This is a genomic window from Falsiruegeria litorea R37, from assembly GCF_900172225.1.
GTDB classification, from domain to species: domain Bacteria; phylum Pseudomonadota; class Alphaproteobacteria; order Rhodobacterales; family Rhodobacteraceae; genus Falsiruegeria; species Falsiruegeria litorea.
Genome location: NZ_FWFO01000002.1, coordinates 332,448 through 346,463 on the forward strand (window position 1 = coordinate 332,448; position 14,016 = coordinate 346,463).

The following is a 14,016-nucleotide window of genomic DNA, read 5'->3' on the forward strand; positions in this document are numbered from 1 at the left end:
TCGACCTGTTCGGGTGTAAGTGCGAGCTTGCGGCGCAGACGCGCTGCGAGGTGTCGAAGTGCCTTCATGTGATGTCCTCCAGCATGCCCGCCTTGAGAGCAACGTACATCCCGGGTGTGTCCAAGTCCGCGAGGAAGCCCGGAGAGGCCAATGGGTGAAACTGGACATGTTCGGGATGGGTGCGGGTGAATTTCTTGCAGCCGGGGGGGGATCCGCCAGGAGCCGGGCGCGCAAGGTTGCGGGCACCAGGATCGGCTTGCCGCGGCGTTGATCCACCGCCGGAAAGGAGATGCGCGTGCTGTCAGCCCCCGCATGCGCCGCCAGAATGATTGCTGTCACATCACGCATCGGTCTGCCTCATCGCGGCGCGCCGGTCCTGTACCAATTGCGCCAGTATCGACAGCGCGATTTCTTCGGGCGTCACTGCCCCCAGATCCAGGCCTGCCGGGGCTTTCACGCCGTCAATGGCGGATTTTTCAAACCCAGCGGCGTCGAGCTTTTCCGCCAGAAAGGCGTATTTCTTACGGCTGCCGACGAAGGCCACATACGTCGCTTGTGCGTTCAGCGCCGCCTTCAATGCGTCAAGGTCACCTTGTCCTTGGGTGGCGATCACCACGAATGACCGATGATGGGGTTTGCCTTGTTGCGGGGTCGAAGACACGGACCAATGAAACTGCGGCGCAAGGTTGCTCAGAACTTGTGCCACAGGCGATGCACCCATGACCACGAGTTGAGGTGACGGCAGGCAGGGTTCAATGAAGATGTCGATCGTGCCGCGCGATGGACAACCGTTGCCGGCAAATCGAGTGCCGTCCACCTCATCGCCTGCGGTTACACCCTTTTCGGCCAGCAGGTCCTCTGGTGCAACGGAAACAAGCTGCGGCGTTCCATCCTGCAAAGCCTGCAAGGCGGCGCGTTTGACGGCGCCACGGGTACAGCCGCCGCCAAGCCAGCCTTGCAGAAGCGTCCCATCCGCGCTGAGCAGCGCCTTTGCCCCCGGCTTCGCTGCGGTGGATCCCGCAGTGCGCACGATGGTTGCAAAGGCAAAAGGTTCGTCCCTGTCGCGCAACTCCTGCGCTGCCTCGGCCAAATCTGTCGAAAGGATTTCAGCGGGGGTCATAGGCGTGCCAACTCTTGTTCCAGCAGGGCCAGATCCCCTAGCGTGTTGGCTGCCTTGAAGGCGTCCAAGTAGGGCAAGGCCGCCGCCATCCCTTCGGCCACCGGTGCGTAATCGGCCCAGCCTTTCAGAGGGTTTAGCCAGACCACCTTGCAGCCGCGTTTGCGCAGTTTGTCCAGGGCGGCAGCAATGATATCAGGGGCTTCGGTGTCGTACCCGTCTGACAAGATCAGCACGACGCTGCGCCCATCCACAAAGCGTTTGGCGTAGGTGTCGGCGAAGCGCATCAGCGACCGCCCGATCTTCGACCCCCCGCCGAACCCATCAGCCATCAATGACATCCGTCCAATCGCGCGCATTGCGTCCTTGTCACGCAGGGCCTCGGTGATCCGCACAAGACGAGTGTGAAAGAGATAGGCGTCAGCGGCCGTGTCTGCACGCATCAAGCCAGCGAGGAACGCCAGAAAAACCTGTGCATAAACGGACATGGAGCCGGAAACATCGCAAAGCGCGACGATCTTGCGCGTGCGGTCCGGGCGCTTCTTGCGCCACAGATGCAGCGGCTCGCCACCCGAGGCGAGACTGTGGCGAATTATCTTGCGAAAATGCAACCGGTCGCCTTTGCGCGCGGCAATGCGGCGGCGGGATCGGGTGTCGCGCAAGGCAGCCCCGAGGCGACGCGCGACCTCTTCGGCCTCTGCGATTTCTTCTGGGCGGACCAGGTCGCGCAGGTCACGCCGGTTGAGGTTGCGTTTTTCGGTGGCGATCAATTTACCGGTGCCGTCACTGTCTGCCGCCCCGCCTGTGTCATCCGGGGCAGTAGAGGTTCCGGATGCACCAGCGTCTTGGCCCTTGGCATCCCGTGAGGAATGAACGTCATCACTTACCGAGGATGACGGGGTGGGAACAACCTTCTGCCGCACACGTCCCATGTCCATCCAGTAGCTGTCGAACAGGTCATCAAAACGGTCATACTCTTCCTTGCAGCCTGTGCAGACGGCACGCAGGGCGCGGCGGCTGTCGTACGGGCGGATGGCGTCCACCTCGCCCAAGGCCGTCAAGGCCAGCTCCGCTTCCGCCACGCCAAGCCGCAAGCCGTTATCGCGCAGATGGGCAATGAAGCCCGCGACCCGAGCAGCGGGACCGGGATCGCGGCCGGCAAATTTCGTTACCCGGCTCATGCGGCCTTGCCCGCAATGCGCCCCGCCACTTCTGGCGTGATCTGGGCCTGATCGCCTTGGGTCTTCAACAATGTCGTCAGCGTCGATTGCAAGACCGCCGGATTGTCGGTCAAATCGGCGATTCCGAGACCCATCACCGCAGCGGCGAAGTCCAGCATTTCGGCAACGCCTGGGGTTTTCTCCAGTTCTTCCTCGCGCAATTTTTGCACAAAACCCACGATCTGCTCACCTAGTCGCGTTTCGACGTCGGGGCAGCGGGCCCGGAGGATCGCCAGCTCGGTCACGCGGTCCGGGTATTCCACGAAGGTATAAAGGCAGCGGCGGCGCAGTGCGTCAGACAGGTCGCGGGTGCCGTTTGACGTCAGTATCACGACCGGACGGGTTGTCGCCTTGATCGTGCCAAGCTCGGGGATCGACACCTGATAGTCTGATAGGATTTCCAGCAGATAGGCTTCGAACTCTTCATCCGCCCGGTCAATTTCGTCGATCAGAAGAACCGGAGGCGTGTCTTGGGTAATGGCCGCCAGCAAGGGGCGTTCCAGTAGAAAGTCACTTGAGAAGATGCGGTTTTCAACCGCCTTGCCGGTTTCGCCAGCCTCGGATGCCGCCCGGATGGTTAAAAGCTGCCGTTGGTAGTTCCATTCGTAAATGGCTTGCGCCGCATCCAGTCCTTCGTAGCATTGCAACCGGATCAGGCGCGTGTCCATCACCAACGACAGCGTGCGGGCGATCTCGGTCTTGCCGACACCGGCCGCCCCTTCCAACAATAGTGGACGGCCCAGCGACAAGGCCAGTTGCAACGCAACAGCCAGATCGTCCGAGGCCACATAACCTTCGTTGGCCAGCGCAGTCTTTAATTCAGTCCAGGTCATTCATGTCTCCATAGGGCGGGGAGTCTCCCGCCCTATCAAAGGGATCAATCGTGCAGGCCAAGCGCATTGGCCGTGCGCCAAATCCGCCAGTGATCATGCGGCATGTTGGTGTGCCGGTTGCCGAACGGACGGAACGCATCCTGAACCGCGTTCGAGAAACAAGGCACGCCGCCGACATGCGGGCTTTCGCCCACGCCCTTGGCGCCGATCGGATGGTGCGGGCTGGGTGTGACGGTGTAGTCGGTTTCGTAGTTCGGCACTTCCCATGCCGTCGGCAGGAAGAAGTCCATCAGCGTGCCCGTCTTCACGTTGCCCATGTCATCATAGGCAATCTCTTGCCCCAAAGCGACGGCGAGTGCTTCGGTCAGCCCGCCATGCACCTGGCCTTCGATGATCATCGGGTTGATCCGTGTGCCGCAGTCGTCCAGCGCATAAAAACGGCGGATTTCCGGCACACCCGTGTCGACGTCGATATCCATCACACAGACATAGGCGCCAAACGGATAGGTCATATTCGGCGGGTCGTAGTAGCTGACAGCCTCAAGCCCCGGCTCGATCCCCGGAATGGCCTGGTTGTAGGCGGCAAAGGCGATTTCCTTCATCGTCTTGAACTTTTCAGGAGCACCTTTCACGACAAACCGGTCGACATCGAATTCCACGTCGTTGTCGTGGACCTCCAACAGATAGGCCGCGATCATCTGCGCTTTGGCGCGAATCTTGCGTCCGGCCATGGCCGTAGCTGCGCCTGCCACCGGGGTAGAGCGTGACCCGTATGTGCCAAGGCCATAGGGCGCTGTATCGGTATCGCCTTCTTCAATGGTGATGCTGTCGGCAGGCAACCCGATCTCTGAGGCCAGGATTTGCGCGAATGTTGTCGCGTGACCCTGCCCTTGGCTGATCGTTCCCAGGCGGGCAATCGCAGAGCCCGTCGGGTGGATGCGAATTTCGCAGCTGTCGAACATTCCAAGCCCGAGGATATCGCAGTTCTTGACCGGTCCGGCGCCGACAATCTCCGTAAAGAAGCTCAGGCCAATCCCCATCAGCTTGCGCGTCTTGCCAGCCTTGAAGTCCTCGACCCGTTTGGCCTGCTCAGCCCGTAGCCCGTCATAGTCGACGGTCTTGAGCGCCTTGTCCCAAGCGGTGTGATAGTCGCCGCTGTCGTATTCCCAGCCAAGGGCAGCGGTATAGGGGAACTGCTCTTTCTTGATGAAGTTGATCCGGCGCAGTTCGGCTGCGTCCATGTTCAACTCGATTGCCAGAACCTCTATCATCCGCTCGATAAAGTAGACGGCCTCGGTCACCCGGAACGAACAGCGATAGCTTACGCCACCCGGGGCCTTGTTCGTGTAGACGCCATCGACCTCTAGATAGGCAGTCGGGATATCGTAGGAACCGGTGCAGATGTTCATGAAGCCTGCAGGAAACTTGGTTGGATCGGCGCAGGCATCAAAGCCGCCATGGTCGGCTGTTACATGGCAATGCAGCCCTGTGATCTTGCCATCCTTGGTGGCAGAAATCTTGCCGGTCATATGATAGTCTCGCGCGAAGGCGGTGGTCATCAGATTGTCCATCCGATCTTCGATCCACTTCACGGGTTTGCCTGTGACAATTGACGCCACCACCGAGCAGACGTAGCCCGGATAGGCACCAACCTTGTTGCCAAAACCGCCGCCAATATCGGGGCTGATCACGCGGATGTTGTGCTCTTCGATTCCCGAGATCAAAGACACGACTGTCCGGATCGCGTGCGGCGCCTGAAACGTGCCCCACAGGGTCAGCTTACCGTTGACCTTGTCCATCGACGCCACACAGCCGCAAGTTTCCAGCGGGCACGGGTGGGTGCGGTGGTAGTACATGCTTTCGGTCGCCACGACCTCGGCGTTGTCGATGACCTCTGCCGTCGCGGCCTTGTCGCCCGCGTCCCAGGTGAAAATGTGGTTGGGGTGCTTGCGCGGTCCGTGTGCGCCATCAGGGATGGAACCATCTTCTCCAACCAAATCCTCGCGTAGGGTCACATCGGATTGCAGCGCTTCGAAGGGGTTCACGAGAACCGGTAATTCTTCGTAATCGACCTCGACGGCCTCAATTCCATCTGCTGCAGCGTAGCGATCTTCGGCGACGACAAAAGCGACCTCTTGCCCTTGAAACAGTACCTTGCCATCGGCCAGTACCATCTGCTTGTCGCCTGCAAGCGTTGGCATCCAGTGCAGACCCAACGGTTCCAGATCAGCTGCGGTCAGGACGGCCAGGACACCGGGCACTTCTAGCGCGGCAGCGGTATTGATGCTCTTGATGCGCGCATGGGCGTATGGCGAGCGAACAAAATCGCCAAACAGCATGCCGTCCAGTTTAATGTCGTCTACATAGTTGCCCTTGCCTTGGGTAAAGCGCGCATCCTCGACCCGCTTTCGCGAGCAGCCCATGCCCTTGAGATTGTCGACGCGTTCTTCGCGGGTAATTTCGTCCTTCATTCTGCGGCCTCCTTGGCTGCATTCATTTCGACTGAGGCGGCCTGAATGGATTTCACAATGTTCTGATAGCCCGTACAGCGGCAGATATTGCCGGCCATGCCAAAGCGAATTTCTTCTTCGGTCGGGTTGGGGATTTCTTCCAGAAGTTTGGCTGCCCGTGTGATCATCCCTGGCGTGCAGTAGCCACATTGCAATCCGTGGTGCTCTTTGAACGCCTCTTGCAGTGGATGCAGGTCGTCAGGCCCGCCGAGACCTTCGATTGTCGTCAGCTCAGCGCCATCCGCCTGTGCCACAAACATCGTGCACGACTTCACCGATTTGCCGTTTATGGTGACAGTGCACGCCCCGCAATGGGACGTTTCACACCCAATGTGCGGGCCGGTGATGTTCAACCGTTCGCGTAGCGTGTAGATAAGCAGTTCGCGTGGCTCGGCCAGAAATTCTTCGTCCTTGCCGTTCACCTTCAACTTGATGTGCATTTTCTTTGACATGGTGTGTTCCCCCTACGCGCGCGACCAGGCGCGCTCGATGGCGCGACGCAAGATGACGCCAGCCACGTGGTTCTTGAATGCGACAGGGCCGCGGTTGTCCTCGGTCGGGTCGATATCACCCAGCATCGCTGCCACTGCCGCGTCGAGCGCGGTTGCATCGACAGATGTTCCCACCAGGGCGGCACCTGCATCCTCGGAAAAAACCGGCGTATCGCTGAGGTTCGTCATTGCGATGGATGCGCTGACGCAATTGCCACCGTCCTTGACTATTTGCACAGCGGCGGCGGCGGTCGCGTAGTCACCGATTTTGCGCTTCTGCTTCTCGTACGCGTAGCCCCCACTGGACGCGGGGATGGTGACCGCTGTCAGCACCTCTTCATCCTCGCGTGCGGTCATGTACGCAGCCTCGTAAAACTCCCGCGCGCGGATATCACGCTCTCCCTCCGGGCCCACTACCGTGAACACCGCATCAAGACACTGCATCAAACCCGGCATGTCGTTGCCGGGATCGCCGTTGGCGACATTGCCTCCGACAGTGCCCATGTAGCGAACCTGAGGATCAGCGATTTGCAATGCAGCCTCGCGCAGGATGGGGGCTACCTCTGCCAGATCGACGTGGTCGATAATGTCCGTTTGCGTGACCATTGCCCCGATGCGGATTGCACCGGCGCCTATTTCGATGTCCGACATGCCGACGACATCTTGAAGGTCTATCAAATGAGGGACTTCGGCCATACGAAGTTTCATCATCGGGATCAGACTGTGGCCGCCCGCAAGGACGCGGGCGTCATCCCCATATTCCTCAAGCACGGCTAGTACTCCAGCCATATCCTGCGGACGGTGATATTCGAATGCCGCTGGAATCATCAGCTCTCCTCCCTAAAAGCGAATGTTCAGTGTCGGAGAGAGGCTGCATGCCCCAGCATGAGACATCACCAGAAAATCAATGAAACACAGGTCTTTTTCACGAAATGCGCGTGGTCACGCACCAATTGCGCCGCCCTGCGCCGCAAGCACGTCGTGAACGGCCTTCAGTTTGGAACGGCTCACGGGTGCGGGCGGTAAATCGCCCCCATCAAAGAAGCAGCGTCCCTTGTCCTTGGTTCTTTCAAATCGTGAGACACGGGCAAGGTTGACCAAGTAGCTGCGATGCGTTTGCACAAACCCAAGTGGCAAGAGGCGTTTGGAGGCCAAGGTGATCGGCCAGGCACAAAACAGCCGTTCGGTCTCGGTATAGATCTGGGTATAGTGTCCATCGGCACGAACGAAAACAACGTCTCTGGCTCTGACAAAGACCTTGTTTCCGTCCGCCTCGCAAGGGATCTGTGGATCCGGCGTCAAATCCGGCTCAGGCTGCGCATGCTTATGTTGTTCTTCTGATCCGGGCGTGACCAGATAGGTGACGCTTACCCAAAGGCACGCACCAAAGATCACGAAGCTGAAGAAGATAACACCAAGTGCCAGGGCTTCATTGCTCATGGTAGGGCCAAAATCAACGGCTGTGGACTCTTGCGCAAATCGGGTTTCCGCAATCGCCAGAAAATGTGCCGAGCAAACTGCAATCGCAAAGCAAATCGTCCCAAGAACGATGTTGCGGTTCGTGCGTTTTCCATAGGCGATCCAGAAGGCAAGAATGCAAAGCCCGATAGCCACGACAGAAGAAAATACCACACCGGACGTCGTGTAGACCGCGCGGCAAAGCTCCAGCCCCGCCATACCGATATAGTGCATGACCAGAATGCCGGTCCCGACAAGGCCGCCTGAAAGCGAAATGATGAATGGTGTGCGGTCAGCGAAATGCAACAGGATCAGGGCCGCGCCAACAAGAAGGATCGCGGATAGAGCCGACACCAACGTGATCGCCGCATCGTAGTAGAACAGTATCGGCAACTTCAGCCCCAGCATTGCCACGAAATGCATCGCCCAGATGCCGCCGCCCAAGGCGATGGCCGCAAGCGCGATCGACGCCTTTTTCTGAAACATCGGCTTTTCCGACAGATCGCGGGTCAGCGAAAGACCGGTGAACCCCGCGACAAGTGCCACGACGCAAGACATTGCGATCAGGAAACTGCTATGATCGACGGTCAGAAACTCCATGCCGCAGAGGATGGCCAAGACTCAAGCGATTTGCAATCAGTGCCGTTCGCACGGCCTTCATTTCTTTCCTTGGAGCGCGGCCATCGACAGCCGCAATTCTGAATGACTGAAGTTTCGGTGGCTGATACGCCAGAGCTGCGGAAACCCAAATGCATTTTTTCCAGTAGAAGACATTCATGCGCTTTGCAGCATTAGCCACTTGAGCTCGGAGCGTCCATCTGACGGTTTTAGAAGGGCAGTGACTGAATATCTGGGGGTACTTCGGTCGCGCCAAATAGCCTGAGGCGATCCGGACAAGCCGAACCTGACAGGACACCGGTCCACTTGTTGTTGCATCAATCGTCTGGCCGTTATCGTGTTTACATGAGTGACAAAGGCCCGGCGGAGCCCAGACCCAGACGAGTAGTTTCTGTTTCAATCACGACATCTGCCGTGACATTGCCCAAATTAACGTCCGGCCCAAAGGTTTTGACCAGGAATTTCTTTCCGGCATAAATCTCAGGCGTGGTTGATCCTACGCGCGGAGTAGACAGCTCAAACATGCAACGACTGACATCAACGTTTTCCTGCAAAATCTTGATCAGGTGTTTGTTGGGTTGGCCATTCAGCATCAGCTCCTGACCTTCGATCATGGCAAACTCGGCCCCCGTGGCCAGAACTTCATTCACCTCTTTTGCCATTTCCGCCGGGTCAGAGTTGTCGCGCTTATCGCCGATCTCACCGACTGCGGCGAGGCCTGCATCCTGCACCATCTTAATCAAGCGGTCCCGCGTGCCTTCGCCAAGTTCGACGATATTGTCCGAAATTTCAACGATGTCGAAGCCAACTTCCTTGGCCTCCTTGAGATGCTCCTCCATCGCTTCAATGCCCATCGTGTGTAACACGTATTCCTGCATCTGTCCCCCCAGAAACGGGCGCACTTGATGCTCTCGCAGCAAGGCCAGCTTGGCCACAAGGTGTTCCCGCGGAAACAAGCGCGAAGTGCCTGTCGCAAGCTTGAATATGTCGAAATAGGCACCGCCCAGTTCCAGCAATCCCTGCAAGCCGCCAAGCGTGACCTGATAGTCGGTCACCATTGTCAGCCCCGTCTTGCGTGGCTTCTCCAGGCTGCGGCGCGGGTCGAGTGGTACATTCGGGAAAGCGGTTGTAAGTGACATGTCGTCTCCAGTTCAGCTGAATTTTGGCAGAGACTAGCGGGGTCACTTCGATCAGAAAATTCGAATTTTCTTAGCCCCTCTTCAAAAAAGCTGACTAACTGTGCGGCTCTAAAAGCTCTCCCACAATTTGCCTGAGATGCTTAACAAAGGGATCGACCAGAGGGTGCTGCAGCTTACTCTTGGACAGAAAAAGACCCACCTTCAGATGACTTGCCGGCTCCAAGGGAACCAGCTTTAGGGTATTTGGCAAGTTGGCTCCAACCGCAATGGCTTCTGTTATCGTATAGCCTAGACCATCCGCCACCAGTTGGTGGGCTGCGGCAGAAACTGAAACCTCGTGACGCACAGAAAGGCGCAGGTCGGAACTAACCAAATTTGCTTCGATCAACTGTCTCAGCAAAGTGTTTTCCGTCAAAGCGATATAATCCAGATCCTGCAAGTCGCGTAAATTCAACTTGGGTCGCTGAGCGAGCGGGTGATCTCTGGGCAGCAGAACGCACAACCGGGTCTCACAGAGCTGCTGACTTTCCAGATCTTCCCAATGCGCGGACAGGGAGCCGAGCCCCAGATGAAACTGGTCTTGGGCGATATAACTGCCAAAGCTTTGGCGGGGCTGAACCTCCAGCCTTACACGAGCGTCAGGAAATTCACAGGACAGGCGTTTTATTGCTGGTAGCATCAGGCCACTGGCCATGCGCGGGTGAGAAATCAAACGCAAGGGAGGCGTTTGCTCTTGTCGGGATCGTTCCAGAAAATCTGACAGACTGTCGATACCCGCCAAGATACGCAAAGCCTCGGGTAGCAATTGCTCGCCCGCTTGGGTGGGGATCAGCCTTTTTTTGACCCGCTCAAACAGCGGTTGGCGCAATTCGTCTTCGAGCAATCGCAGCAGTCGACTGACGGCTGGGGGGCTCAGGTGCATGATTTCAGACGCACGCACCAGCGTTCCGTGCTCCATGATCAGCACAAACACTCTAAGGCTTTTCAGGTTCATGTTGTTCAGTTTTTTCGAAATAGTTGTAGAATGATTATAATTTTTTTTGAAACTTCGCTCAAGTAGCTTCGCGAGGATAGACGAGGCAGTTACCTTCGGGTGGCCTTCGAAAACTCGAAGGGAGGATCTTATGGAACGCAGGGAATTTTTGAAAATCACGGGTGCAGCTTCGGCAGGGCTGGCCTTGTCCGGTACGGCGGCGTTTGCGGAATGGAAGCCGCGGCGCCCGGTGAATGTCATCTTGCCGTACAAGGCCGGTGGCGGCACCGACAGCTATGCGCGCGCCGTGGCCTCGGCGGGGGACGGGCTGTTCCCGGTGCCGTTTGTCGTGGTGAACAAGCCGGGCTCGTCGGGCATGACCGGTGCGACCGAAGCAGCGCGAGGGCGCGCGGATGGGACCACGGTGATGTTGACCTCCGCGGGCTCATTCTTGCTGACATCGCTGCTGCGCGACACCGATGTGACACCGCTGGATTCATTCCGCATCGTTGCGCAGATCGGTAAGCTGACCACGTCGCTGATGGTTCCGGCCAGCAGCCCGTATCAGTCGCTGGACGATCTGGTCGCGGATATCAAGGCCCGCCCGGGTGAGGTGCGTTGGGCGCATACCGGCAATGGCGGTTTCCATCACGTCGCGGGCCAGGGCTTTCTGGACAGCAATGAGTTGGACGCAGTTGGTGTTCCGTTCAAGGGCGGCTCGGCCACCCGTGCGGCTCTGATCGGTGAGCAGGTTGATTTCGCGATGATCGGTATTCAGCAGGCCGCCGGCTTTGAAAATGAGCTGCGCCCGCTGGCGCTGAACTCGGACAAACGGGATGCGTTCATGACGGATGTGCCGACCTTCAGCGAAGCAGGGTTCGAGGCCGTCGATGTGAGCTCACCCATTGTGCTTTTTGCCCCCAAGGATACGCCGGATGATGTTGTGGCGCGGCTCGAAGCGGCAATGAAAGAGATCACCGAATCTCAGGCTTTCATCGATGCGATGGCCGAACGTGGCAACACACCGGTCTTCCTGCCTGGTGCCGAGGCCGAGGCCAATTTGAAAGCGATGAAAGACAACGTTCAGTCGATCATCGGCGCTCTGAAAAGCTAGGGGTGATCCGATGACAACACGTGTTCTGAACTCAAATACGGTTATTGGCGGGGTTCTGACGGTGTTCGGGTTGGCGGCAGTCGCCGCAAGCCGGGGATCACATAGCGTTTAGGCCAAAGAGACGTCCGTCAAAGATACCTGAACCAAAATCTTCAATAGTCTCAAATCGCCCAAAGTTACTGCCATCCACGCACCAACGCACTGCCAATCGCGTGTGGCTGGCGGCTGCTCCCCTATGAAAGGAAAAACCATGCCAAATCATGACTACCGCCGCGATCTTATGGGTAGCGCTGAACTGTCTCCCGCCGGTCCGATTGAAGCGGGTTCCTGGCAGAGTTTCACGCTGACCTACACCGCCGGTAAGTTCGGCATCGACGATCAGGGCGGCCTGAAAGTGGCGTTCCGCACCCATTCGGACATGACCCCGCTGCAGATGGACGACCCAAAAGCGCCCGGTTACCTGACCGTCGAAACCTCAAAAGGTGCGCCTTTTGAGGCCGAGTTCAGCTACAAGCGCAACCTGCGTCCCTGGGGCCTGTGCATCACCGTTCTGTGCAAGCAGTTCCTGAAACCCGGCGATCAGATCACCTTTCGTATCGGCGATCAGCGCCAAGGATCCCCCGGCGTTCGTACCCAGACCCATATCGAAGCCGAGCATCAGTTCCGGATCACCGTCGATGCCTTTGCGACGGTGGACTACACCCCGCTTGAGGACGACGCGCAGCCATTCATCAAGATCGTTCCGGGTGCACCAAAGCTGTGGAAAGCAATCCTGCCGACCCTGCGTCGCGCCGATCAGCCGTTCCGCTTTGTCGTCAAGTCCGAAGACAACTGGGGTAACCCGTCGGACAAATACGACGGCGAAGTTGCGCTGCGTTCGAACAAGCCTATCAATGGTCTGCCGGAAACCGTCAGCTTCAAGACCGGCGATTTTTCGGTCATTCTGGATGATCTGACCGTGTCGGAAGATGGTGACTATACCATCGAAGCGCTGATTGACGGCGAAGTGGTTGCCAAATCGAACCCGCTGCGGGTGTCATCGAAATCGAAAGTGGCGCACTATTGGTCCGACATGCACGGCCAGTCGGGTGAAACCATCGGTTCGGGCTCGGCGCGCGACTACTTCTTCTTCGCCAAGCACCGTTCGTTCGTGGACATAACCGGCCATCAGGGCAACGACTTCCAGATTTCGGACGATTTCTGGGATGAAATCAACAGCCTGACCGCCGAGTTCAACGAAGAGGGTAAATTCCTCGCGCTGCCCGGCTACGAATGGTCCGGCAACACCGGCCTGGGCGGCGATCACAACATCTGGTACCGCAACGAAGGCCGCCCGATCTATCGCTCTTCGCGCGCTATTGTTCAGGACAAATCGCGCCCCGAAAGCGATTGCCACGACGTGACCGAATTGTTTGAAGCCCTGAGAGGCGAAGACGTTCTGGTTGTGCCCCACGTTGGGGGGCGTTTTGCGGACGTGACTTATGCGCATGACGCCAGTGTCGAGCCTTCGGTCGAAGTACACTCCAGCTGGGGAACCTTCGACTGGATCGTTCAGGACGCGATGAAAATGGGCTATCGTATCGGTATCGTGGCCGGTTCTGATGGTCACAAAGGACGCCCCGGCGCATCTTATCCAGGTGACGCGAAGTTCGGTGCCTATGGCGGACTGACCTGCCACCTGTTGCCGGAACTGACACGTGACGACCTGTTCGAGCAGTTCCGTCGCCGTCACCATTATGCCACCACAGGTGCACGCTTGTTCATGTCGGCCGAAATGACCTACGGCGAACCGGCTCGCGTATTCGCCCGCAACCCGTCTCTGAAAAATGACGAGTTTGAGAAATCGACAACCGCGATCATGGGAGACATCGTGCAGACCAATCAGGACACGGCGACCTTTAACCTTGAAGTCTCGGCGCAAAGCCCGATTGACAAGATCGAGATCTTTGATGGTCTGGACCTGCTGCAACGCGTTCGCCCCTATGGCGAGGATGATCTGGGTGCACGCTATCAGATCACCTGCAAAGGCCAGGAAACCCGTGGTCGCCAACGTTTGGTCAAGTGGGACGCCTCGGCCACTTTGACCGGAGGTACGATCTCGCGGATCAAGGCAACCAACTTCTACAACCCTGACAACCAGCCCAAGCAAGTATCGGATACCCGGATTGACTGGACCAGTGTGACCACAGGGGGCGCACAGTCCGTGGATCTGTGGATCGAAAATGCGGGTGGCGATGCCAAACTGTCGATCAAAACCAATCAGGGTGACCTTGAGGTTGCATTGGTCGATGTTGGGGCCGAGGGTGTCGAAGTTGCCTGCGGTGGTATGGATAAGGTCTTGATGGTGCAGCGTCTGCCCGATGTGCGGACCGTGACACAGATGGCCCTCAGCCAGGAAGTGGCCATTCCGGCCAAGGGCGACAGTGCAATCTTTGCACGAGTTGTTCTGGAAGACGGCCATGTCGCCTGGACCAGCCCAATCTATAGCTTCAAGTAAGAAACTTCGGCGCCCCAACGTGGGGCGTCGCTCACGCGTTGCTCAA

At 58.0% G+C, this 14,016-nt stretch carries 11 protein-coding genes; 2 read left to right on the forward strand and 9 right to left on the reverse strand.

The window, feature by feature from the left end:
* Window positions 1-340: 340 nt before the first annotated feature.
* From TRL7639_RS15215 to TRL7639_RS15255, 9 genes are all read right to left on the reverse strand, one after another.
* Window positions 341-1,120: an XdhC family protein gene (locus TRL7639_RS15215; protein ID WP_085796708.1), complete on the reverse strand. Its 780-nt coding sequence runs from the start codon at window positions 1,118-1,120 to the stop codon at window positions 341-343.
* On the reverse strand, window positions 1,117-2,298 hold the full coding sequence (locus TRL7639_RS15220; RefSeq protein ID WP_085796709.1) for a vWA domain-containing protein: 1,182 nt from the start codon (window positions 2,296-2,298) through the stop codon (window positions 1,117-1,119). Before TRL7639_RS15220 ends, TRL7639_RS15215 begins: the two co-directional genes overlap by 4 nt.
* Window positions 2,295-3,170: an AAA family ATPase gene (locus TRL7639_RS15225; protein WP_085796710.1), complete on the reverse strand. Its 876-nt coding sequence runs from the start codon at window positions 3,168-3,170 to the stop codon at window positions 2,295-2,297. The genes TRL7639_RS15220 and TRL7639_RS15225 overlap by 4 nt, the downstream gene beginning before the upstream one ends.
* 44 nt (window positions 3,171-3,214) lie before the next feature.
* Window positions 3,215-5,641 carry an aerobic carbon-monoxide dehydrogenase large subunit gene (locus tag TRL7639_RS15230; RefSeq protein WP_085796711.1) on the reverse strand — a complete coding sequence of 809 codons (2,427 nt, stop codon included), beginning with the start codon at window positions 5,639-5,641 and terminating at the stop codon, window positions 3,215-3,217.
* Window positions 5,638-6,132: a (2Fe-2S)-binding protein gene (locus tag TRL7639_RS15235; RefSeq protein ID WP_085796712.1), complete on the reverse strand. Its 495-nt coding sequence runs from the start codon at window positions 6,130-6,132 to the stop codon at window positions 5,638-5,640. The genes TRL7639_RS15230 and TRL7639_RS15235 overlap by 4 nt, the downstream gene beginning before the upstream one ends.
* Window positions 6,133-6,144: 12 nt before the next feature.
* Window positions 6,145-6,999 (reverse strand): FAD binding domain-containing protein, encoded by an 855-nt coding sequence (locus TRL7639_RS15240; RefSeq protein ID WP_085796713.1) that lies wholly within the window; start codon window positions 6,997-6,999, stop codon window positions 6,145-6,147.
* Window positions 7,000-7,113: 114 nt separating this feature from the next.
* Window positions 7,114-8,229 carry an MHYT domain-containing protein gene (locus tag TRL7639_RS15245; RefSeq protein WP_085796714.1) on the reverse strand — a complete coding sequence of 372 codons (1,116 nt, stop codon included), beginning with the start codon at window positions 8,227-8,229 and terminating at the stop codon, window positions 7,114-7,116.
* Window positions 8,230-8,588: 359 nt separating this feature from the next.
* Complete coding sequence (locus TRL7639_RS15250) at window positions 8,589-9,386, reverse strand: phosphosulfolactate synthase (RefSeq protein WP_085796715.1); 798 nt, start codon at window positions 9,384-9,386, stop codon at window positions 8,589-8,591.
* A gap of 94 nt (window positions 9,387-9,480) precedes the next feature.
* Window positions 9,481-10,380, reverse strand: a complete 900-nt coding sequence (locus tag TRL7639_RS15255; RefSeq protein WP_165759824.1) for a LysR family transcriptional regulator — start codon at window positions 10,378-10,380, stop codon at window positions 9,481-9,483.
* Between the two features lie 130 nt (window positions 10,381-10,510).
* Between TRL7639_RS15255 and TRL7639_RS15260 the strand changes: the two genes are divergently transcribed.
* A complete protein-coding gene (locus TRL7639_RS15260) occupies window positions 10,511-11,473 on the forward strand; it encodes a Bug family tripartite tricarboxylate transporter substrate binding protein (protein WP_085796717.1) in 963 nt (320 codons plus the stop codon).
* Between the two features lie 250 nt (window positions 11,474-11,723).
* The gene (locus TRL7639_RS15265) at window positions 11,724-13,970 is read left to right on the forward strand and encodes a DUF3604 domain-containing protein (protein ID WP_085796718.1); all 2,247 of its coding nucleotides are present in this window, start codon (window positions 11,724-11,726) and stop codon (window positions 13,968-13,970) included.
* The last annotated feature ends 46 nt before the right edge of the window (window positions 13,971-14,016 follow it).